The sequence below is a fragment of the Streptomyces avidinii genome (assembly GCF_045161815.1).
GTDB lineage: Bacteria > Actinomycetota > Actinomycetes > Streptomycetales > Streptomycetaceae > Streptomyces > Streptomyces avidinii.
Genome location: NZ_CP108863.1, coordinates 7,744,569 through 7,765,936 on the forward strand (window position 1 = coordinate 7,744,569; position 21,368 = coordinate 7,765,936).

Consider the following 21,368-nt stretch of genomic DNA (forward strand, 5'->3'; position numbering starts at 1 on the left):
GGAATAGCGCACAAATGACACAACCCATCGAAGACTACGCACTCATCGGCGACCTGATGACCAGCGCGCTGGTCGGCCGCGACGGGTCCATCGACTGGCTGTGCCTGCCGCGATTCGACTCGGCCGCCTGCTTCGCCAAGCTCCTCGGTGACGAGGAGAACGGCCACTGGCGCATCGCACCCCTCGACGCCGCCCCCGGCGAACCCTGCACCCGCCGCGCCTACGTCGACGGCTCACTGATCCTGGAATCGTACTGGGAGACCGAAACCGGCACCGCCAAGGTCACCGACTTCATGCCCCAGCGCGAGGGCGCCGCCCCCGACGTCATCCGCGTCGTCGAGGGCATCAGCGGCACGGTCAGGATGCGCAGCACCCTGCGCCTGCGCTTCGACTACGGCCACGTCGTCCCCTGGGTGCGCCGCAGCAACGGCGACCGGGTGGCCATCGCCGGGCCCGACTCCGTCTGGTTCCGCAGCGAACCCCCCGTCCGCACCTGGGGCGAGGACAACAGCACCCTCTCCCAGTTCCCGGTCACCGCCGGCCGGCGCGTCGCCTTCGTCCTGACCTGGCACCCCTCGCACCGCCCGCACCCCGAGCCCTGCGACCCCTTCTCCGCGCTGGAGCAGAGCCTCGCCGACTGGCGGGAGTGGACATCCCAATGCCGCTACGAGGGCCCGTACGAGGAAGCGGTCACCCGCTCCCTGATCACCCTCAAGGCGCTCACCTACGCCCCGACCGGCGGCATCGTCGCCGCGGCCACCACCTCCCTGCCCGAGGAACTCGGCGGAGTCCGCAACTGGGACTACCGCTACTGCTGGCTGCGGGACTCCACCCTCACCCTCGGCTCGCTCCTGTCCACCGGCTTCCTCGACGAGGCCCGGGCCTGGCGCGAATGGCTGCTGCGCGCGGTCGCGGGCGACCCCGCCGACCTCCAGATCATGTACGGGATCGCCGGCGAGCGGCGGATCCCCGAGGTCGAACTGCCGTGGCTGCACGGCTATGCCGCCTCCGCCCCGGTCCGCGTCGGGAACGCGGCCGTGGACCAGCTCCAGCTGGACGTCTACGGGGAGGTCATCGACTCCCTCCACCTGGCCAGGTCCGCCGGGCTGCCCGCCGAGCGCCACGCCTGGCGGATCCAGCTCGCGCTCCTCGACTTCCTGGAACGCAACTGGCGCCGGCCCGACGAGGGGCTGTGGGAGGTCCGCGGCCCCCGCCGCCACTTCGTCCACTCCAAGGTCATGGCCTGGGTCGCGGCCGACCGGGCCGTACGGACGATGGAGAGCGACCCCTCCATCCCCGGCGAGGTCGACCGCTGGCGCGCCATGCGCGACGAGGTGCACCGCGAGGTGTGCGCCAAGGGCTACGACCCCGAGCGGGGCACCTTCACCCAGTACTACGGCTCCGAGGAGCTCGACGCGGCGACCCTGCTCATCCCGCGGGTCGGCTTCCTGCCGCCCGACGACCCGCGGGTCATCGGGACGGTCGACGCGGTGCGCGCCGAGCTCGGCAGCAGCGGCCTGGTCCGCCGCTACAGTACCGCGGGCTCCACCGTCGACGGCCTGCCCGGCGACGAAGGCGCCTTCCTGGCCTGCTCGTTCTGGCTGACCGACGCCCTGCACATGACGGGCCGGCGGGAGGAGGCCCGCGCCCTGTTCGAGCGCCTGCTGGCGGTGCGCAACGACGTGGGCCTGCTCGCCGAGGAGTACGACCCCCTCGCCGGGCGCCAACTCGGCAACTTCCCGCAGGCGTTCAGCCACGTCGGCCTGGTGAACACCGCGATCGCCCTGGCCCGCCCCGACACCGACACCGACACCGGCCGCCGCTAGGCCGCCTCTTCCGGATCCTGCCGGGCCCGCAGGATCCCGAGGAGACGGCCTAGTCCGTACGGGAGGCCAGCAGCAGGGCGATGTCGTCCGGCCGGTCGGCGGTGTTGCCCGCCTCGCTGATCAGCCGGTCGGCGGTCTCGGTCAGCGGGCCGGGCCGGGCCGCGGCCAGTGCCGCCCGCAACCGCTCCACGCCGATGTCGATGTCGATGCCCGGCTTCTCCACCAGCCCGTCCGTGTAGAGGGCGAGCACCGAGTCCGTCGTCAGCCGCAGCTCCGTGACCGGGTACGAGGCCTCCGGGTCGATGCCGAGCACCACCCCGCCGGCCAGGTCCAGTACCTCGGTCCGGCCGTCCGGGTGGCGCAGCAGCGGCTGCGGGTGCCCGGCCCGGGCGGCCATCACCGAGCCCGACGCCGGGTCGAGCAGCATGTAGCAGCAGCTGGCGAACTGGCCCGGATCCAGGTCGATGAGCAGCTGGTTGGTGCCGCTGACCACCTGCTCCGGCGTGCTGCCGCTGAGTGCGAAGGCCCGTACCGCGCTGCGCAGCTGACCCATGGTCGCCGCGGCCGCCACCCCGTGGCCCTGGACGTCCCCGATGACCAGGGCCAGCAGGCCCGTGCCCGTCTCGACGACGTCGTACCAGTCGCCGCCGACGTCCATGCCCTGGGTGCCGGGGAGGTAGCGGCCGACCGTGGCCACGTGCTCGCGCACCGGCAGCCGGTGCGGCAGCAGGGCCGACTGCAGACCCCGGGCGAGCGCCGCTTCGCTGTCGTAACGCCGGGCCCGCGCCAGGGCCTGCGCGATCAGCCCGGCGAGCGCGGTGAGCGCCGTACGCTCCTCCGGGCTGAAGCCGCGGGGCGCGTCGAAGCCGAGGATGCACGAGCCGACCGGCCGGCCGGAGGCGATCAGCGGCAGGAAGGCCCGGGCGCCGACATCGGCGTCCAGCGGAATGCCCGGATAGGCGGCGGCCAGGTGCTGCATCGACTCGAAGAACATCGGGCGGCCGGTGGTCAGTGTCTCGACCCCCGGCAGCCGGACGTCGAGCGAGACACCGTCGAACCGGTTGAGGAAGCCCAGCGGAAATCCGGTCTCCCAGGCCAGGTACAGATGCCGCTCGTCGAGCAGGTAGATCGCCAGTTGGCGGCCGCCGAAGGCCGGCAGCAGCTCCTCGGTGACCACCGCCGACACCTGCCGGGCCGTGACGGCCTCCGTCAGCGCGATGGCGAGGGCCACCGGCCGGTACAGCGCCGAGGCCTTGTCCGCGGACGCGTCGAGGTCCGCGTCCACCTCCGCGTCCGCGGCCGGGGCCGGGTCGGCGTCCGCGTCCCGGCCGGCCCGGGACGTCGGCGCGTAGGCGGGTTTCGCGGAGGTGCCCAGCGTCAGGGTCACGCCGTCGACCGACGGGTACAGGTCCACCGAGAACCACTGCCCGGGGGCGTGCCGACCGCGCCGGGCGGCGAAGTGCACCGGCTCCCCGGACATGAAGCCGGCCCGGAAGTGGTCCTCGTAGGCCGGATGCCCGAGCCACGGCAGCGCCTGCCACAGCAGCTTCCCCTGCAGCTGCGGCCCGCCGATGCCGAGCAGGTGTTCCGCCGCCGTGTTCACGTAGCCGATCCGGCCCTGCCGGTCCAGGGAGAGGACCGCCTGCGCGAGGCGGTCGGCGGCCCTGCGTGCTCCCTCGGCCCCGGTCTCGGGCGGCGGCGCCGGCCCGTCCACCGGGTCGCCCTGCCACACCACCGGCGCCCCGGCCGCCGTGAGCGCGGCGAGGTCGGCGGCCAGTCGCTCCGCGGCCAGCCGCAGCCGCTCACGGTCCGCGGTCCCGACCGGGATGCCCGGGGTCGCCTCGCGCAGCACCACCAGGACGCCGAACCGTTCGGTCCCGTCGGTCACCGGCTCGTACAGCGAGGCGAAGGGGAACGGCAGCCCGGCCATCAGCTGCGGGAAGCGGCTCATGGTGGACTCGGCGTCGTGCAGGAGCACGGCCTGCCCGGAGCGGTAGGCCTCGGCGACCGGGAACGGGCGGTTCACCTGCATCCGCCACCAGGGCCGGAACAGCCGGAGCGGCAGCCCGGCGAACACGGCCATCAGGAGCAGCCCGGTGGTGGGGGAGCGCAGGTAGACGCCGGCCGCGTACCCACCGACGGCCTCCATCGCGTTCACGGCGGCCCGTGCGAGCACCCGGGCCGTCGCATCAGGGGCATCCGTGGTGTCGGGCGCGGCGCCGGCGCTGTCCGCTCTCGCCATCACACAGCCAGGATGCGCCCTCGGCGCCGACCCCTGCATCCCGGCCGGTCCCGCGGTATCCGGGGCTCGGCCCCGGCCGATCGGCCGACCGTTTCCCTCGTCCGGGGGACGCACGGGTGTGCGGACCGCCCCCCGGACGCGCCGCGGGGCACGATACGCAGGCGTCCCACCCCCGGCAGGCCCCCGGAAGGCAGAGCATGCGGTTCCAGTACGACACCATCGGCGAGCGCTACGCGGAGTCCACCAGCACGGCGGCCTTCTCCGCGGCCGACATTTACACGCTGCACGGAGCCCTCGACGCCCTCGGCGGGGTGCGCGGACTCGACGCCCTCGACCTGGCCTGCGGATACGGATACAACACCCGGCTGCTGGCCCGCGGTGGAGCCCGGCGGACCGTCGGCGTCGACGTCTCGGAGGAGATGATCCGCCAGGCCCGCGAGCACGAGGCGACGAAGGACCGGCCGGACGTCGAGTACCACGTCGCCGACGCCACCGGCCTGCCCCACCTCGGCCCCTTCGACCTCGCGACCGCCGCGTACGTCTTCAGCTACGCGCCCGACCGCAGGTCCCTGCACGCGATGTTCCGGTCCGTCCGCGCCAACCTGCGCGCGGGCGGGCGGCTGCTCGCCATCGTGCCCAACGCGGGGGCGTACCCGGGCGTGGACTGGTCCCCGTACGGGGTGCGGATCCTCGACCGGGTCCCGGACGGCGACGCGCCGCTGCTCAAGGCGCACTTCCTGACCGAGCCGCCGGTGCCCTTCGAGATCCGCGAATGGGCCCACGCCGACCTCGCCGAGGCCGCCGTCGACGCGGGCTTCGTCACCGTCGGCTGGCAGCCGAACCGGACCCCGCCCGCCGACGCCGTACGGGACGAGGCGTACTGGACGGCGTACCGTGCCTGGCCGATCAGCTCCCTGATGACCTGCACGGCGTAGCCGGCCCCGGCAGCTACCGCCGTGCCCTCACAGCGCCGCCGTCGCCCTGATCAGCTCGACGATCCGCTCGCGCGCCGCCCGGCCCTCGGGCACGGGCAGCAGCGGGTACCCGTGCGGCAGCCCCGCCTCCTCGTGGAACTCCACCTCGGCCCCGTCGGCGCGGGCCCGGCGCAGCAGCTCCCGGCTGTCCGTGGTCAGCACGTCCCGGGTCCCGGTGAACACCGTCATCGGCGCCAGCCCGGCGAAGCCCCCGTGCAGCGGGCTCACCCGGGGGTCGTCGGCGGCCAGGGTCCCGGCGTACAGCCGCCCGGCCTCCAGCAGGCCCGGGCGCGCCAGCAGCGGATCGGCCGCCTCGATGGCCGCCTGGTCCGGATGGCTCATGGTCACGTCCAGCCAGGGCGAGATCAGTACGATCCGGGACGGCTGGTCCCCGGTGCGGTCACGCAGCCGCTGCGCGGCCGCCAGCGCCAGCCCGGCCCCCGCCGAGTCCCCGATGAGCACCGTCCCGGCGGAGCCACCGCTCGCGATCAGGCCGCTCAGCAGGTCGGCGGCGACCGGCACGGTCCGGTCGGCGGTACCGCGCGGGGCGAGGATGTACGCGGGTACGACGACCCGCGCCCGGGCGCGGGTGACCAGGGTCCGGATCAGCGCCCAGTGCGGGCGCACCAGCTCGTGGATGTAGCCGCCGCCGTGCACGTACAGCACGTGGGCCGAGGGCTCCGCCCCGACCGGGGAGACGTCGTACACCGGCCAGGCCCCGACGAAGGTCCGCGAGATGTCCGCGACCCGCCCCAGCGACCGCGGCGGCAGATGGGAGGCCGGCCGGCGGGCGGATTGCGCCACCCGGGCCCGGACCGCCTCGGCGCTCGCGAACCGTCTTCGCCGTCCCGCCGCGATCAGCGCCGCCGACAGCGCCCTGCTGCGCAGACTCGGCACGCCCCTCACCTCCCCTTTTTCCCCGCGCCGTCGCCGGCGCGAGCCCCTTCCCCATTACGGGAGGAGCATAGGCGTGAAGCTGCGCTGTCGACCCGCTTAAGAAAGTCTCGATGGACTGATCACCGCGCCGATCGGCAGATTGGTGCACGTCACCGCCGCCGTTAGGGTCCATCCGCCCGCGGCGTCCCCTTCCGCATGCCTGGAGCCACCCCATGAAGGCACTCGTCAAGCACAAGGCAGAACCCGGCCTGTGGCTCATGGACGTCCCCGAGCCCGAGTACGGCCCCGGCGACGTGCTGATCAAGGTGCTGCGCACCGGCATCTGCGGGACCGACCTGCACATCCGGGCCTGGGACGGCTGGGCGCAGGGCGCGGTCAAGACCCCCCTCGTCCTCGGCCACGAGTTCGTCGGCGAGGTCGCGGCGCTGGGCGCGGACGTCCAGGACATCGAGATCGGCGCGCTGGTCAGCGGCGAGGGCCACCTGGTGTGCGGCAAGTGCCGCAACTGCCTGGCCGGCCGCCGCCACCTGTGCCGCAGCACGATCGGCCTCGGGGTCGGCCGCGACGGCGCCTTCGCCGAGTACGTGGTCCTGCCCGCCCAGAACGTGTGGGTGCACCGCACCGCCGTCGACCTGGATGTCGCCGCGATCTTCGACCCCTTCGGCAACGCCGTGCACACGGCCCTGTCCTTCCCCATGGTCGGCGAGGACGTGCTGATCACCGGCGCCGGCCCGATCGGGATCATGGCGGCGGCCGTGGCCAGGCACGCCGGCGCGCGCAACGTGGTCATCACCGACGTCAGCCCCGAGCGGCTGGAGATCGCCCGCAAGGCGGGCGCCACCCTCGCCGTCAATGTCGCCGAGTCCTCGATCGCCGAGGCGCAGACCAAGCTCGGCCTGCGCGAGGGCTTCGACGTCGGCCTGGAGATGTCCGGCCGCGCCGAGGCCATGCGCGACATGATCGACAACATGACGCACGGCGGTCGGATCGCCATGCTGGGCCTGCCCGCGCAGGAGTTCCCGGTGGACTGGGCGAAGGTCGTCACCTCGATGATCACGATCAAGGGCATCTACGGCCGCGAGATGTTCGAGACCTGGTACGCGATGACCGTGCTGCTGGAGGGCGGGCTCGACCTCAGCCCGGTCATCACCGGCCGCTACTCGCACCGTGACTTCGAGGCCGCCTTCGACGAGGCGTCGACCGCCCGCAGCGGCAAGATCATCCTGGACTGGACGGCGTAACCGCCCCTCCCGCCACCCACCGAACCATCTCCCTCCGGGCCGGGCCCCGCACACCCTCCCCCCTCCGCGGGGTCCGGCCCCCTCCCTCGTCGCCCTCCGCCGCCGCACAAGGAGAACCGCACATGTTCGACACCGTCCGCGAGGACCTGCGCTCCACCCTCGACGAGATCCGCGCCGCCGGCCTGCACAAGCCCGAGCGCGTCATCGGCACCCCGCAGAACGCGGCCGTCGCCGTCACCTCGGGCGGCGCTGCCGGTGAGGTGCTCAACTTCTGCGCGAACAACTACCTGGGCCTGGCCGACCACCCCGAGGTCGTCGCCGCCGCGAAGGAAGCCCTGGACCGCTGGGGCTACGGAATGGCCTCCGTCCGGTTCATCTGCGGTACCCAGGAGGTGCACAAGGAGCTGGAGGCGCGGCTCTCGGCCTTCCTCGGCCAGGAGGACACGATCCTCTACTCCTCCTGCTTCGACGCCAACGGCGGTGTCTTCGAGACCCTGCTCGGCGCCGAGGACGCGGTCATCTCCGACGCCCTCAACCACGCCTCGATCATCGACGGCATCCGCCTCTCCAAGGCCCGCCGCTTCCGCTACGCCAACCGCGACCTGGCCGAGCTCGAAGCCCGCCTGAAGGAAGCCACCGAGGGCGGCGCCCGGCGCAAGCTGATCGTCACCGACGGCGTGTTCTCCATGGACGGCTACGTCGCCCCGCTCGCGGAGATCTGCGACCTGGCCGAGCGCTACGACGCCATGGTCATGGTCGACGACTCGCACGCCGTCGGCTTCGTCGGCCCCGGCGGCCGGGGCACCCCCGAGCTGCACGGCGTCATGGACCGCGTCGACATCATCACCGGCACCCTCGGCAAGGCCCTCGGCGGCGCCTCCGGCGGCTACGTCGCCGCCCGCGCCGAGATCGTGGAACTGCTGCGCCAGCGCTCGCGCCCGTACCTCTTCTCCAACTCCCTCGCCCCGGTCATCGCGGCGGCCTCCCTCAAGGTCCTCGACCTGCTGGAGTCGGCCGGTGACCTGCGGGAGCACCTCGCCGCCAACACCGCGCTCTTCCGTACGAAGATGACCGAGGCCGGCTTCGAGGTCCTGCCCGGCGACCACGCCATCGCCCCGGTCATGATCGGCGACGCGGCGGAGGCGGCCAGGATGGCGGAGCTGCTCCTGGAGCGCGGCGTGTACGTGATCGGCTTCTCCTACCCGGTCGTCCCGATGGGCGCGGCGCGCATTCGCGTCCAGCTCTCCGCGGCCCACTCGACGGCCGACGTCGAGCGCGCGGTGGCCGCCTTCATCGACGCCCGCGCCGCCCTCGAGGCCGCCGGGGTCTGAGGGGGGCGAGAGGTCTGAGGGACCTGTGCGCCCTGAGACAATGGTGGGGTGATCGACCCCCGCCGGCTGCGCATCCTGCGGGCCGTGGCGGACCACCGTACGGTGACCGCCGCGGCCGCAGCCCTGTACCTCACCCCGTCCGCCGTCTCCCAGCAGCTCGCGGCGCTGGAACAGGAGACGGGCCACGTGCTGCTCACGCGCAGCGGGCGCGGCGTACGGCTCACCGCGGCCGGTGAGATCCTGCTCGGCCACGCCCACGAGGTGCTCGCGCAGCTGGAGCGCGCGGAGGCGGAACTCGCGGCGTACGCGGGCGGTTCGGCGGGTGAGGTCACCGTCGCCGCCTTCGCGACGGGCATCGCGGAGGTACTGGCCCCGGCCATCGCCCGGCTCGCCCTCGAACAGCCGGGCATCCGGCTGCGGGTCCGTGACGCGGAGGGAGACCAGAGCCTGCCGCTGCTGCTGGACGGCGAGGCGGACCTCGCGCTGGCGGTCGAGTACCGGGGCGGCCCGGGCGCCGACGACGCGCGGCTCTCCGTGCTCCCGCTGTACGCGGAACCCTTCGACGCGGTCCTGCCCTCGGGGCATCCGCTGGCCGACCTGCCCGCCGTGGCGCTGGCGAACCTCTCCGACGCGGACTGGGTGGGCCAGTACCCCGGCAACCCGTGCCACGACGTGACCCTGCTCGCCTGCGAACTGGCGGGCTTCGCGCCCCGGTTCGTGCACTCCTCGGACGACTTCCGCGCGGTGACGGCCCTGGTGGGCGCGGGGGCCGGAGTGGCCCTCGTACCGCGGTCGGCCCTGCGGGGCATGGACCTCAAGGAGGTCCAGGTCCGCCCGGTCACGGGCCCGGCGGCCACCCGGCGCGTCTTCGCCGCCACCCGCCGCGGCGCCGAGACCCACCCGCTGATCGCCCCGGTCCTGGCCGCCCTGGTCCGCGAGTCGGAACGCCTGCCTACGCACTGAGGTGCCGGCGGGTCGCGTGGCGCGGCCTCGAGGGGCACGCCGGCGGGAGCACGGACGGTCGAAGCGGGGGGCCGGTCCGGCCGCCGCCCGACCCGCCGGGATAGCTTCTGCCCGTGCAGATACCTCTCTGGGGCACCCTCGCCCTGCTGGCCCTCGCCGCGTTGCAGCTCGCGGGTTCTCTCCGCTCCTCCTGGGCCAAGGCCCGGAGCGGGGAGGGCGGGGCCGAACGGACCGACGCCCGGCTCGATCTGGCCGACGGCTTTGCCGGGGCGGTGCTGCTCACCGGACTGGCCTTCGGGCAGATCGTCGTCGCTCTCTGCGGCCTGGCCGTGCAGGGGCCGATCCTGACCGCGCAGCTGATCAGGGGGCTCCTGCGGCGCCGGGCGCAGGCCGCTGGCAAGGGGACCGGCTGAGGGGGTCGGCAGAGGGGGCCGGCCGAGGCTCCCGCCGCGCCGCGCCGGCCCTGTGGGCCCTCACACCCGTACCACTTCCACTCCTCGCGCCCCGAACGCCCCGGCCACCGCCGGAGTCAGGCCCGTGTCCGTCACCAGAATGTCCACCTGTGAGGTCGCGCAGATACGGGCGAAGGCCCGGACGCCCAGTTTGCTGGAGTCGGCCGCGATGACGACCCGGCGGGCGCGTTCGCACAGCAGGCGGTTGACCGAAGCCTCGTCCTCGTGGCGGGTGGCCGCGCCGTCCGTGGGGTCGAAGCCGTCCACGCCCAGCACCGCCGTGTCCACCGCGAGCTGCCCGAGGACCTGTTCGGCGAGCGGGCCCGTCAGCTCGTAGGACTGGGGGCGGGCCACGCCACCGGTCAGGACGATCTTGAACTGCGGACGGATCACCAGCTCGCCCGCGATGTTGAGGGCGTTGGTCACCACGGTGAGCGCGGGGGAGCCCTGGGCCAGGTCCGGGCGTCCCGCCAGGGCCCGCGCCACTTCGGTGGTCGTCGTGCCGCCCGTCAGGCCGATCACCTCGCCCGGCGCGATCAGGGCCGCCACCGCCTCGCTGATCCGGCGCTTCTCGGCGGCGCGGCGCGAGGTGCGATAACGCAGCGGGAGTTCGTACGAGACCCCGTGCAGCACCGCTCCGCCGCGCGTGCGGACCAGCAGCTGCTGTTCGGCGAGCTGGTCGAGGTCGCGGCGGATGGTCGCGGCGGACACGCCGAGGGCCTCGGCGGCGGGTTCCACCTCCAGCTCGCCCCGCTCCACGAGCAGGTCCAGCAGCGTCTGCCAGCGCTCCTTGCGGGTCATCGGCCGCCCCCTTCGGTGTTCTGCGACATTCGTTCCACGGCGTTTTCGACGGCCGCCACCGGCCCACCCGGCGACACTAACTCAGCCGATCGACCCGTTGATGCTTGAAGTTGCGTGAAACAGGCCGCTACCTTGCAGGAAAACGCATTCACACGGTCACGCAGTCACGTATTCACCATCCAGACCCGTCTGTCGCACGAGGGAGCCTGTATGAGTCACGTCGCGTACGAGTTGGGCACGCAGCCCGCATGCTGGGAGCGGGCCGCCGAACTGGCCCCGGCCCGGCGGGCGGTCCTCCCGCAGTCGGGGGAGCGCACCGCGATCGTCGGGTGCGGAACCTCGTACTACATGGCCCGGGCGGCCGCCGTGCTGCGCGAGGAGGCCGGACAGGGCGAGACCGACGCCTTCCCCGCCTCGGAGTTCCCGCGCCACCGGCGCTACGACCGGGTCGTCGCCCTGACCCGGTCCGGCACCACCACCGAGGTACTGGACCTGCTGGCCGGGCTGCGGGACGCGGGTGTGCCCACGACCGCGGTCGTCGGCGATCCGGCGACCCCGGTGATGACGGCCGCGGACGAGCTCGTCGTCCTCGACTTCGCCGACGAACAGTCCGTCGTGCAGACCCGGTTCGCGACCACCGCCCTCACCCTGCTGCGCGCCCACGTCGGGCTGCACACCGCCGCCGTGGTCGCCGACGCCCGCACCGCCCTCGTCGAGCCGCTCCCCGACGCGGTCGCCGGCCGCGGGCAGTTCACCTTCCTCGGGCGCGGCTGGAGCGTCGGGCTGGCCGACGAGGCCGCGCTGAAGATGCGCGAGGCCTCGCTGTCCTGGGCCGAGTCCTACCCGGCGATGGAGTACCGGCACGGGCCGATCAGCGTCGCCGCACCCGGCACCGTCACCTGGTCGCTCGACGAGGCTCCCGACGGGCTCGCCGAACAGGTGCGCGCCACCGGTGCCCAGTGGGTGCCCGGGCGACTCGACCCGCTCGCCGAACTGGTCCGCGTCCACCGCCTCGCCCTCGCGGTCGCCGCCCACCGGCAGCTGGATCCGGACGCGCCGCGCAACCTCACCCGCTCGGTGGTCCTCACCACCGGCGAGGAGGCGGTCCGATGAGCCTCGTCGCCGCGGGAGACCTCGTCCTGGAGGCGGCCACGGCCGGCCGGGCCGTCGCCGCCTTCAACATCATCACCCTGGAGCACGCCGAAGCCGTGGTCGCCGGGGCCGAGGCGGCCGGCCTGCCGGTCATCCTCCAACTCAGCGAGAACGCCGTGAAGTTCCGCGGCGGTCAGCTGCTGCCCATCTCCCGGGCGGCCGTCGCCTGCGCGGAGGCCGCCGCGGTCCCGGTCGGCCTGCACCTCGACCACGTCAAGAGCCCCGAACTCCTCCGGCGGGCCTGTGACGCGGGGTACAGCTCGGTGATGTACGACGCCGCGCAGCTCCCGTACGCCGAGAACCTGGAGGCCACGCGCTCCGCCGCCGACTGGGCGCACGCGAACGGGCTGTGGATCGAGGCCGAGCTGGGCGAGGTCGGCGGCAAGAACGGAGCCGCGCCGCTGGATCCGCACGCGCCCGGCGCCCGTACCGACCCCGACGAGGCCCGGCGGTTCGTCGCCGACTCCGGGGTCGACGCCCTCGCCGTCGCCATCGGCAGCAGCCACGCGATGACCAGCCGGACCGCGGCCCTGGACCACGTGCTGCTGGCCCGGCTGGCCAAGACCGTGGACGTGCCGCTCGTCCTGCACGGCTCCTCCGGCCTGCCGGACGCCGAACTCGCGGCGGCCGTCGCGGGCGGCATCCGCAAGGTCAACATCGGCACCGCGCTCAATGTGGCCATGACCGAAGCCATCCGCACCCACCTGACCCCGGCGGACCCGCGGCCGTACCTGACGGCCGCCCGTACGGCGATGACGGTGACGGCCGCGGCTATGATCGGCGCCCTGAACTGACGGACGACGGGAGGCGGCGATCATGAGCGTGGAGCCGGTGCACCAGCAGGGCCACACGGACCGCCGCCGGTTCCTGCTGATCGCCGGCCTCCCGCTGCTGACGGCGGGCGCGGGCCTGACGTATCTCCTGTGGCCGGGGCGGACCCGGCCGTCCGAGGCCGAGGTCCGTACCGACACGGAGCCGCTGAACCGGCGGCTCCGACTGATCCTCGGCGAGCTGACCGACGCGCACTGGTTGGGCTACGACATCGACCAGTCCGGCGGCGGCGACCGGAGCATCCCGGGCCCCGACTCCCGGGTCCGCCTGGTCGGCGTCGCCCACCTGTCGGCCGGCGGCGCGGCCGCGATCACCGGCCGGCCAGAGCACGCCTTCGCGCCCGCCGCGCCCGCCGCGCCGTCCGCGCTGCCCGAGCTGCCCGACGCGCTGAAGCAGTACGTTCCCGCCGCGGCCTGGCAGCACAGCCCGGGCTTCGACGCCTACGCGAACGAAACGGGACGGGAGGGTAGTCCCTCGGGCCGGTACCTCTTCGACACGGCCCGCGACCTCGTCCAGTTCGACATCATGTACCTCTACACCTGACGGTCGGGCGTCGCCGGGGGATCAGCGTGGTGTGAGTCGGGCCCGGTGGCACTGGATCCCGTGCCACTCGGCCCGGTCCGGGCGGGCGCTCCGGTCCAGGGTCCGGGTGCCCTCCGCGAGCGCCAGGTCGCGGTCGGTGGACAGCACGAGGACGACGAACCAGGTGGTCCGCCCGGGTTCGACGGTCTCGTCGTAGTACCAGTCCGCGGTGACGCGGGCGTCCCCGCCGAGGAAGGGGCGCTGCAGGAAGTCCTGTACGGGCAGCGGGAAATGGCCGAGCACGCCCTGCGCCTCCGGTACCAGGTCCAGCCGCAGCACCGGAGCCCCCGGCAGGCCCGGAGCGGCGGCCCGGCCGTCCGGCGCGGGCCGCCCGTCGAAGGTCCGGCTGCTCAGCGAACCCGGCTCGACGCGGGCCCGCTGCCCGCGGAACTCGGCCACCTCGCCCTGCTGCACCTCGCCGACCCGGCAGAGCCCGCGGTCCCCGACGACCACCGCGGAGGGGCGCCCGTCGGAATTCGGCCCGGCCCACCAGGTCAGGCAGCGACCGGCCTTCTCCAGCAGCCGTGCCCGTACGTCCCCCGGAAGCAGCTCCCAGTACGCGTGCCGGGCCGGGACCCCGGCGTCGACGGGCAGCGCGCCCGGCTCGTGGATCTGCGTCACCGCCCGCGTGAACTCGGGGTCCTCGCGGCGCCATGCGTCGATTTCCATATCCGCCCATTGTGCGGCAGCCGGCCCAACCACACCGGCGTTTAGCGGAGTTGAGGCGGGCGGGGCTCAGATGCCGATGGCCCCGTCGATGCGTTCGCGCAGCAGGTCGGCGTGCCCGTTGTGCCGCGCGTACTCCTCGACCATGTGGATCAGCACCCAGCGCAGCGACACCTTCCCGCGCCAGGCGTCGACGGCCTCGACGTCCAGGTCGGGTGCCTCGGCGACGAACCGTTCGGCGAAGGCCACCTCGGCGCGCCAGGCCTCCCAGGCCGCCTCGACCGCCGCGGGATCGGCGGACAGGGCTCCGTCGAAATCCCCGTCGGGGTCGTCCGGCGAGGAGAAACGCGGCGGCGCGTCCTCGCCCGCCAGGACCTGCCGGAACCAGCGGCGCTCCACGTCGGCCAGGTGCCGGACCAGTCCGAGCAGGGAGAGCGTGGACGGTTCCACCGACCGCAGGGCCAACTCCTCCGCCAGTCCGACGCACTTGAGCTGAAGGGTGACGCGGTGGTCCGCCAGGAAGGCGGCCAGCATCCGCCGTTCGTCCCCGGTCGCGGGGCTGCTGAAGCGGCCGTCCCGCTCGGGTTCGACGAAGAATTCCGCTCTGCTGCGTGGGCTCGTCATGGTCGAGAGTATGAACGGCGGGCCCGAACAGCCGGCTCGCGGGTCCTTCCGAATTCTTGTAACAGGTTCTACTCTGACCGCCGCCACTACAGCGACCGGCTGGACCGCGAGACTCCCGGAGGGGCCGTGCACCTCGAATACACGCCTGAGCAGCAGCAGTTGCGCACCGAGCTGCGCGCCTACTTCGCCGAGCTCGTGCCGCAGGACGTCTACGCCCGCTACGAGGACCCGGCCGCCCAGAAGCGTTTCTACCGCGACACCATCCGCAGGCTCGGCGCCGACGGCTGGCTCGGGGTGGGCTGGCCCAAGGAGTACGGCGGTCGCGGGATGACCCCGATGGACCAGTTCATCTTCTTCGACGAGGCCGCACAGGCCGTCGTCCCGCTGCCCCTGATGGCGCTCAACACGGTCGGGCCGACCATCATGCAGTTCGGCACCGACGAGCAGAAGGCGTACTTCCTGCCGAAGATCCTCGCCGGGGAGATCGACTTCGCCATCGGTTACAGCGAGCCCGACGCCGGTACCGACCTCGCCGCGCTCCGGTGCAAGGCCGTCCGCGAGGGCGACGAGGAGACCGGCACCTACGTCGTCAACGGGCAGAAGATCTGGACGACCAACGGGGACACAGCCGACTGGGTCTGGCTCGCCGTGCGCACCGACCCGGGCGCGCCTGCCCACAAGGGCATCACCATGCTCCTCGTCCCGACCTCGGACCCCGGCTACTCCTGCACCCTCATCAACACCCTCGCCTCGCACGACACCACCGCCAGCTACTACGAGAACATCCGCGTACCGGCGAACCGCCGCGTCGGCCAGGAGAACAAGGGCTGGCGCCTGATCACCAACCAGCTCAACCACGAACGGGTCACCCTGGCCGCGCACGGCACCATGGCCATCCGGGCCCTCCACGACGTCCAGCGCTGGGCCGCGGCGACGAAACTCGCCGACGGGCGCCGGGTCATCGACCTCTCCTGGGTCCGCGGCCGCCTCGCGCGCACCCACGCCCGGCTCGACGCGATGAAGCTCCTCAACTGGCAGATGGTGGGCGCCGTCCAGGCCGGCACCCTCACACCGCAGGACGCCTCGGCGGTCAAGGTGTACGGCTCGGAGGCCCGCCGCGACGCCTACGCCTGGCTGATGGAGATCGTCGGCGCGGCGGGCTCCCTCAAGGACGGCTCCGCGGGCGCGGTCCTCCACGGCGAACTCGAACGCGGCTACCGCAGCGCCGTGATCTTCACCTTCGGCGGGGGCAACAACGAGATCCAGCGCGAGATCATCTCCTGGATCGGCCTGGGCATGCCCCGCGTACGCCGCTGAGGGTGCGTCACGCGGATTCCGGATCTGTCAGGGTCCGGAGAGTGCGCCCCACAGGAGGAGCGACACCAGGTCCTCGGTGGGCGGCATGGGGGCGGGGCCGGCGAGGGCGGCGGCCAGGACCATCGACTGGAAGACCCCGGCGAGGTGTTCCGGGGGCAGCCGGAGATGGTCGCGTTCCGGTTCGAACAGGGCCGTGAGTGCCTCCCGGAGCGACGCGAGGTCGGCTTCGGATCGTGCGTGGCGGCCGGTGTTCTTCGTCGGCTCGTCAGGCGGCCAGGAGTGGGCCCGCGGCAGCGTGTCGGCGACGAGGTGCACGCGGACCGTGTAGCTGTGCAGAACTGCGGCGGCCGCTGCCAGACGGGTTTCGAGTGGCTGGCTCAGCGAGATCCGGGTGAGGGCAGCGACCGCCTCGTCGGGCCGGACGGCCTCGGCTGCGCAGGCGTCGAGCAGGGACCCCTTGTCGGGGAACGCCCCGAACACCGCCGATGACGTGATCCCTGCGGCTCGGGCGATCATCGACGTGGTGACCGAGGCGCCGTGCTTGACGACGAGCGGCAGCGCTGCGGCCACGATCAGCGCGTGAGTGGGGTGCTTGGTCATCTCCCGTCCAGGGGTGTCAGGGGCCGGTGTTCGCCGGTCCCGCGTGTGGAGGTGCGTGTCTGCGGGTGCGCGGGTTGCACGCGGCTCGCGCGGATCGGCGCGTCGGCTGCCATCAGCCGGGTGAGGGCGTAGGTGATGGCGCGGAACACGGTCGCGACGGCCGGCGAGCGGAGGTCCACCGCCCACCGGTGAACGGTCTGCTCCCAGGCGTGGGGAGTGCCGAGACGGGCCGCGATCGGCGTGGTGAGCAGAGCGAACAGGATGGCGGCCGGCCACGCCGCACGGTGAGGGGCTCGGGCGGCGAGGGTCGTCATCACGAGGCGCCGGCAGTCGCGGCGGTGCGGCGGGCGGCTCGGGAGGGCCATGGTGGGCGGCTCCCCTGTAAGTGGGCGGACCGGGCGGTGACCTCATAGCCCGACTACATTCGTGTAGTCGGGCTATGTGACTGTAGACGACGGCCGCAGGTGAGTGGAGGAGTCCGGTCCCCTCGGCTGCTGTGCAGGCATGCGGATCTCGAGCCAGGCCCCCGTACAGTTAGATAAGGCAAACCTATTTTTCAAGAGCCGGGTGCATCGGCCCGGGGCGGCGGCGGGGCGGGAGCGCAATGGTGGAGGGCGGCGGGGAGGCGAGGCGCCCGCACGGGGAACTCGTCGCGGATGTGCTGGAGGTTCTGTGGGCGGCCGAGGGGTCGTTGACGCCGCAGCAGATCAACGCCGCGCTCGGCCGGGACCTGGCCAGGACGACGGTGACGACGATCCTCACCCGCCTCTACGAGAAGGGGACCGTCGTGCGCAGTCGCGAGGGCCGGGGCTTCGCCTACGCCGCGGCGGACGACGCCGCCGGGCTGGCGGCCGGGCGCATGCGCCGCGAGCTGGAGCGGGAGCCGCAGCGCGACCTGGTACTGAAGCGGTTCGTCTCCTCGCTGTCCGGAGACGACGAGGAAGCACTGAGGCGCCTGCTGCTGGAGTCCGGGGAAGGCGAATGACCCTGGTGCTGGCCGTGGTCATGCTGACCCTGGCGCTTCCCTGGGCCGCCGTGCCCGCCACCCGCCGACTCGCCGCGCTTCTGCCGCCGAGAGAAGCGTGCGCTGCGCTCACCGGAGCCGCTCTTCTGCTGGCCGGTGGCACCGTCGCAGCGCTCATCGGCCTGTTCCATGTGCCGTTCCTCGCCTTCCTGGAGCAGATTCCGCCGGCGCAGGCGGCCGTCGAATGGCCGGCCACCGTGCCGGTGGCCGCGGTCGCCGGTGCGGCGCTGGCCTTCCAGACGGTGCTGCTGGTCCGCCGCTGGTACGAGCGCCGCTCGCTGCTCGCCCGCGCCTGGGCGTCCACCGGCGACGCGGTGCCCGATGGCGATCTGCTGGTCGTACCGGATTCCGAGCCGCAGGCCTTCGCGCTGCCGGGACGGCGCAAGCGCGGCGGTCGGGTCGTGGTGACGACGGGCATGCTCAAGACCCTGGGCCCGGCGGAGCGCGAGGTGCTGCTCGGCCACGAGCGGGCCCACCTGACGGGCCGCCACCATCTGTGGTCGGTCACCGCCTACCTGGCCGCCGCGGTGCACCCCGCCCTGCGGCCCCTGCGCCCGGCGCTGGACTTCCATCTGGAGCGGTGGGCGGACGAGTCGGCGGCCTCGTCGGTGGGTGACCGGCGGCTGGCCGCGACCGCGATCGCGCGCGCGGCGCTGGCCGCTGCCTCCGCCGAGAAGGCGGGCAAGGGTCGTGGCCCCTTGCTGTCGGTGAGTACCGGGCCGGTCCCGCAGCGGGTCGAGGCCCTGCTGCAGCCGGTCCCGGTCCGGCCTGAGGGGCGCAGGACGCAGGCGGCCGTGGCCGGACTGGCGATGGCGGTGACGGTCTCCGCCCTGCTGGGTCCGGTGCTGTCGTACGGACTCCACGAGTACGTGGAGCTTGCCGCCCGGGACCTTCTGGGCGACCGGGCCGCCAAGTGACGACGTCGATGTAGACCAATCCGCCGGGTGTAAGTAGGCTGAGCCCAGGTTTATTTCACCTGCCCCCTCCAGGCCCGGCGTGCCGGGTGGTTCCGGAGCCGACGCGCTCCGTGCCGGGCTCTCGGCATGCCGTGCGCGACGTTGTCCGTGGCTCCTGGGGCGGAAGTGGCATCCCCCTCCCAGGCGATTGGACGCGACGTGTACGACAGGGGGAGCGGGTCGTCGAGTCCCTCCGAGCAGACCGTGCATCTCCTGGCGGCGGCGGGCAGGGCTGTGGACGCGTTGATGACCGAGCGTCTGAGTGCGGGCGGGCTGAGCCCCTTGCACCGGTCGGTTCTCAGGACGCTGGCCGAATGGGGGCCGCACGCCCGGCGCGATCTCGCCGCGCAGATGGACGTGCCGGCGGCAGACGTCTCGCGGGTGATCCGCGATCTCGCGGCGCAGGGTTTGGTGCAGGACATCGTCGTCAACATCGGCGGGCGCCACGAGGTGGTGACGCTCACCCCCACCGGTACGGAGGCACTGACGACGATGCAGGACGACATGCAGTCGGTGCAGGACGTCCTGCTGGCGTCCCTCACGAAGGGTGAGCGCAGCCAGCTGCACTACCTGCTTCGGCGGGTGTGCGCGACGGCCACCCGGGTCACCGCGGTGCGTTCGGCCTAGGCCGTCTCTTTCGGATCCTGCCGGGCCCGCGGCGCCCGGCACCGCACCTCGCCGCGTTGTCGGGCCCGCCCCGGTACGTCCAGTACCAGGACGACCCTCCGCCTTGCGATGCTTCCCCTCGGCCCTGCGGGCCTGGGGAAACCCCATGGCGCCGGACGCCGCGGGCTCGGCCGACAAGATCCGAAGGAGACGGCCCAGGCCGGCCGAGAACGGGGTGCGTCACTGCGACATCGCCGGGGGCAGCGGTTCGCGGGCTGCGTGCCAGGCGGGCGGGAGTGCGGCGACGCCCGTGCGGGCGGCGATGACCCCGCCCGCGATGGCGCACGTGGTGTCGATGTCGCCGCGCCCGCCGACGGTGGACCACAGGCCCTCGTGCAGGTCGTCGAGGTGGCCCGCCGCGCACCAGAGGGCGTAGGGGACGGTGTCGGGCCCGGACATCCGGTAGCCGGAGCCCAGGACCTCCGCGGCGTGCCGGACGGAGGTGTGGTCCGGCATCCGCGCCGCGATCCGTACCCCGGAGCGGACGTCGCCGACGGGGAGTCGTTCGGCGACGGCACGGAGGAAGTCCGGCCGTGCCGGGGCGGGCCCGCCCCGGCTGCGGGTGGCCAGCGCCGCGGCGAGGGCGACAGCCACCGCCCCGGAGACGGCCTCCGGGTGGTGGTGCGAGACCGCGCTCTGCCCGGCCGCCTGCTCGGCCACGGCATCGAGGTCGGCGGCGTGCCAGGCGCCGAGCGGGGCGACGCGCATGGCCGCGCCGTTGCCCCAGGAGCCCTGGCCGCCGAACTGTCCGGCGACCACCTCCCGCCAGGGTTCGCCCGCGCCGATCCGGCGGAGCACGTCGTGCATCGAGGCGCCGTAGCCGCGGTGCGTGTCCTCGGCGTAGGCCTCGGCGAGGCGCAGGGCGAGACGGTCCTGGTCCACGGCGCCGCCGCCCTCGGCGAGTTCCCGAACGAGGACGAGCGCCTGAGCGGTGTCGTCGCTCCACCGCCACAGCGGCTCCGGGGGCGGGATCCGCGCCTCCAGGGCTGCCGGGCCCTCGCGGCGCAGGATGCCGAACCAGCGGTCGCCGAAGGCATCACCGAAGGCGAGTCCGGACAGCGAGTCCAGTGCGGCGGCAGGCAGATCGATCATCGGAGCAGTATCACAAGGCGCCGGCGCCCCGGCACTGCCATTTCGGTGTGGAGGTCAGCCGGGGGACGGCAGCGCGACGAGTTCGACCTCGAAGCCGTCCTCGTTCTCGAGGTAGGCGGCGCAGTGCCGGGGACCGCCGGCGTACGGGTGGCGGTCGGGGAACATCAGGCGCCAGCCGTGCCGGGTCGCCTCCCCGGACAGGCGCTCGACCGCGGCGGGGTCCTCGACGTGGAAGGCCAGGTGGTTCAGGCCCGGCCGGCAGCGGTCGTGCCGGTCCGCGGTGAGGGCCGGGGACTGTTCGACGACCAGGTACGTCGGTCCGAGCCGCCAGCTGCGGCCGTTCTCCCAGTGCTGGAACGGGGAGTGGCCCAGCGCCTCCAGGAGCCAGCCGAGGGAGGCGATCGCGCGGTCGAGATCCGGCACCCAGAGTTCGACGTGGTGCAGTGTGCCGCTGACCGGCCGGCTCATCCGTAGAGCTCCCGGGCGCGGTCGAGGTCCACCGGACCGTCCTGGGGCAGGTGCAGGAAGTGGTCGAGCTGCCACGCCTGGGCGCTGCCCGCCTGGCGGTTGGTGGTGGTCACCCACGGCGGGTAGACGCGGAAGGCGCGCTTCCCGCCGGAACCGTCCGTCGACACCACGCCGTGCCGGCGCAGCGCCTCCATCGGGAGGACGAACTGCCCGAAGTGGTCACCGTCGCGGGTGCCGATGACGAAGAGGTCCACGGGGTCCGCGGCGTCGAAGGGCTGGATGGGACCGCCCGGGGACCGCTTCCAGACGGTGACGAACTGGCCGACCTTGGTGGGCGTCGTCCGCGCCGCGCGGAACCGGACGGAGCGGCCGTCCACGGTGAAGGTGTGGGCGGCGTAGTCCGCGCTCTCGGCTTCGGGGACCGGCTGCGAGCAGGTGAACCCGCAGGGGTCGTAGACGAGCGCCTTCGCCGCTGCGAGGTCCGCGTGGACCGTGACGGTGTCCGTCCACGGTGCGGGGTGAGAAGGGGATGTCGGCGGGCGGTGCTTCGTCGTCATGCCCTCACCCTGTCATGGCCGGGACCGGGCCATGACCCGGCCATGACCGGACCATGACCCGGCCCGGGAGCGGGACTGCGGGCCGGTCCGGGCGGCCGGGCCGCTT

At 73.5% G+C, this 21,368-nt stretch carries 23 protein-coding genes; 13 read left to right on the top strand and 10 right to left on the bottom strand.

From position 1 onward, the window contains the following. The first annotated feature begins 14 nt into the window (after nt 1-14). On the top strand, nt 15-1,826 hold the full coding sequence (locus tag OG373_RS34980; RefSeq protein WP_405442590.1) for a glycoside hydrolase family 15 protein: 1,812 nt from the start codon (nt 15-17) through the stop codon (nt 1,824-1,826). A 49-nt stretch (nt 1,827-1,875) separates the two neighbouring features. On the opposite strand, the gene OG373_RS34985 is transcribed toward OG373_RS34980, so the two are convergent. After that, nucleotides 1,876-3,975, bottom strand: a complete 2,100-nt coding sequence (locus OG373_RS34985; RefSeq protein ID WP_405444312.1) for a SpoIIE family protein phosphatase — start codon at nt 3,973-3,975, stop codon at nt 1,876-1,878. Between the two features lie 290 nt (nt 3,976-4,265). On the opposite strand from OG373_RS34985, the gene OG373_RS34990 reads away from it, so the two are divergent. Next, the gene (locus tag OG373_RS34990) at nt 4,266-5,003 is read left to right on the top strand and encodes a class I SAM-dependent methyltransferase (protein ID WP_405442592.1); all 738 of its coding nucleotides are present in this window, start codon (nt 4,266-4,268) and stop codon (nt 5,001-5,003) included. Between the two features lie 27 nt (nt 5,004-5,030). Here the strand turns inward: OG373_RS34990 and OG373_RS34995 are convergent, their stop codons facing one another. Beyond that, nucleotides 5,031-5,939: an alpha/beta hydrolase fold domain-containing protein gene (locus OG373_RS34995; protein WP_405442593.1), complete on the bottom strand. Its 909-nt coding sequence runs from the start codon at nt 5,937-5,939 to the stop codon at nt 5,031-5,033. Between the two features lie 212 nt (nt 5,940-6,151). Here OG373_RS34995 and tdh point away from each other — a divergent pair, with 212 nt between their 5' ends. The 4 genes from tdh to OG373_RS35015 all read left to right on the top strand — a co-directional run bounded on the left by tdh (nt 6,152) and on the right by OG373_RS35015 (nt 9,887). Beyond that, the gene (gene tdh, locus OG373_RS35000) at nt 6,152-7,180 is read left to right on the top strand and encodes an L-threonine 3-dehydrogenase (protein ID WP_405442594.1); all 1,029 of its coding nucleotides are present in this window, start codon (nt 6,152-6,154) and stop codon (nt 7,178-7,180) included. Nucleotides 7,181-7,302: 122 nt separating this feature from the next. Further along, nucleotides 7,303-8,511, top strand: a complete 1,209-nt coding sequence (locus OG373_RS35005) for a glycine C-acetyltransferase (protein ID WP_397737679.1) — start codon at nt 7,303-7,305, stop codon at nt 8,509-8,511. A gap of 48 nt (nt 8,512-8,559) precedes the next feature. Continuing rightward, nucleotides 8,560-9,474: a LysR substrate-binding domain-containing protein gene (locus OG373_RS35010; protein WP_405442597.1), complete on the top strand. Its 915-nt coding sequence runs from the start codon at nt 8,560-8,562 to the stop codon at nt 9,472-9,474. Between the two features lie 113 nt (nt 9,475-9,587). Next, nucleotides 9,588-9,887, top strand: coding sequence for a hypothetical protein (locus OG373_RS35015; protein ID WP_405442598.1), 300 nt, complete (start codon nt 9,588-9,590; stop codon nt 9,885-9,887). A 60-nt stretch (nt 9,888-9,947) separates the two neighbouring features. Here OG373_RS35015 and OG373_RS35020 read toward each other — a convergent pair whose 3' ends face one another. After that, on the bottom strand, nt 9,948-10,727 hold the full coding sequence (locus OG373_RS35020; protein WP_405442599.1) for a DeoR/GlpR family DNA-binding transcription regulator: 780 nt from the start codon (nt 10,725-10,727) through the stop codon (nt 9,948-9,950). Nucleotides 10,728-10,937: 210 nt separating this feature from the next. Here OG373_RS35020 and OG373_RS35025 point away from each other — a divergent pair, with 210 nt between their 5' ends. The 3 genes from OG373_RS35025 to OG373_RS35035 are packed head-to-tail and all read left to right on the top strand — an operon-like array spanning nt 10,938 to nt 13,253. Beyond that, nucleotides 10,938-11,840, top strand: a complete 903-nt coding sequence (locus OG373_RS35025; RefSeq protein ID WP_405442600.1) for an SIS domain-containing protein — start codon at nt 10,938-10,940, stop codon at nt 11,838-11,840. Then, nucleotides 11,837-12,673 carry a class II fructose-bisphosphate aldolase gene (locus tag OG373_RS35030; RefSeq protein ID WP_405442601.1) on the top strand — a complete coding sequence of 279 codons (837 nt, stop codon included), beginning with the start codon at nt 11,837-11,839 and terminating at the stop codon, nt 12,671-12,673. Before OG373_RS35025 ends, OG373_RS35030 begins: the two co-directional genes overlap by 4 nt. A 22-nt stretch (nt 12,674-12,695) precedes the next feature. Beyond that, on the top strand, nt 12,696-13,253 hold the full coding sequence (locus OG373_RS35035) for a hypothetical protein (RefSeq protein ID WP_405442602.1): 558 nt from the start codon (nt 12,696-12,698) through the stop codon (nt 13,251-13,253). 21 nt (nt 13,254-13,274) lie between these two features. On the opposite strand, the gene OG373_RS35040 is transcribed toward OG373_RS35035, so the two are convergent. Further along, nucleotides 13,275-13,961 (bottom strand): hypothetical protein, encoded by a 687-nt coding sequence (locus tag OG373_RS35040; protein WP_405442603.1) that lies wholly within the window; start codon nt 13,959-13,961, stop codon nt 13,275-13,277. A gap of 66 nt (nt 13,962-14,027) precedes the next feature. After that, nucleotides 14,028-14,582, bottom strand: a complete 555-nt coding sequence (locus OG373_RS35045; RefSeq protein WP_405442605.1) for a DinB family protein — start codon at nt 14,580-14,582, stop codon at nt 14,028-14,030. Between the two features lie 126 nt (nt 14,583-14,708). On the opposite strand from OG373_RS35045, the gene OG373_RS35050 reads away from it, so the two are divergent. Further along, nucleotides 14,709-15,899, top strand: coding sequence for an acyl-CoA dehydrogenase family protein (locus tag OG373_RS35050; protein WP_405442606.1), 1,191 nt, complete (start codon nt 14,709-14,711; stop codon nt 15,897-15,899). A 27-nt stretch (nt 15,900-15,926) separates the two neighbouring features. Here OG373_RS35050 and OG373_RS35055 read toward each other — a convergent pair whose 3' ends face one another. Beyond that, a complete protein-coding gene (locus OG373_RS35055; RefSeq protein ID WP_405442607.1) occupies nt 15,927-16,499 on the bottom strand; it encodes a TetR/AcrR family transcriptional regulator in 573 nt (190 codons plus the stop codon). Then, complete coding sequence (locus OG373_RS35060; protein ID WP_405442609.1) at nt 16,496-16,864, bottom strand: hypothetical protein; 369 nt, start codon at nt 16,862-16,864, stop codon at nt 16,496-16,498. Before OG373_RS35060 ends, OG373_RS35055 begins: the two co-directional genes overlap by 4 nt. 239 nt (nt 16,865-17,103) lie before the next feature. Here OG373_RS35060 and OG373_RS35065 point away from each other — a divergent pair, with 239 nt between their 5' ends. The 3 genes from OG373_RS35065 (at nt 17,104) to OG373_RS35075 (ending at nt 19,106) form a co-directional block, all read left to right on the top strand. After that, nucleotides 17,104-17,484 carry a BlaI/MecI/CopY family transcriptional regulator gene (locus OG373_RS35065; RefSeq protein WP_405442610.1) on the top strand — a complete coding sequence of 127 codons (381 nt, stop codon included), beginning with the start codon at nt 17,104-17,106 and terminating at the stop codon, nt 17,482-17,484. Further along, entirely contained in the window at nt 17,481-18,440 is a 960-nt protein-coding gene (locus tag OG373_RS35070) for a M56 family metallopeptidase (protein WP_405442612.1), read from the top strand. The genes OG373_RS35065 and OG373_RS35070 overlap by 4 nt, the downstream gene beginning before the upstream one ends. 285 nt (nt 18,441-18,725) lie before the next feature. Next, nucleotides 18,726-19,106, top strand: coding sequence for a MarR family winged helix-turn-helix transcriptional regulator (locus tag OG373_RS35075; protein ID WP_405442613.1), 381 nt, complete (start codon nt 18,726-18,728; stop codon nt 19,104-19,106). A 219-nt stretch (nt 19,107-19,325) separates the two neighbouring features. Here OG373_RS35075 and OG373_RS35080 read toward each other — a convergent pair whose 3' ends face one another. From OG373_RS35080 to OG373_RS35090, 3 genes are read right to left on the bottom strand one after another with little or no spacing between them, the layout of a single operon-like run. Next, the gene (locus OG373_RS35080) at nt 19,326-20,237 is read right to left on the bottom strand and encodes an ADP-ribosylglycohydrolase family protein (RefSeq protein WP_405442615.1); all 912 of its coding nucleotides are present in this window, start codon (nt 20,235-20,237) and stop codon (nt 19,326-19,328) included. Between the two features lie 54 nt (nt 20,238-20,291). Next, nucleotides 20,292-20,705, bottom strand: coding sequence for a VOC family protein (locus tag OG373_RS35085; protein WP_397737651.1), 414 nt, complete (start codon nt 20,703-20,705; stop codon nt 20,292-20,294). Further along, nucleotides 20,702-21,262, bottom strand: a complete 561-nt coding sequence (locus OG373_RS35090) for a MepB family protein (RefSeq protein ID WP_405442617.1) — start codon at nt 21,260-21,262, stop codon at nt 20,702-20,704. Before OG373_RS35090 ends, OG373_RS35085 begins: the two co-directional genes overlap by 4 nt. Between the last annotated feature and the right edge of the window lie 106 nt (nt 21,263-21,368).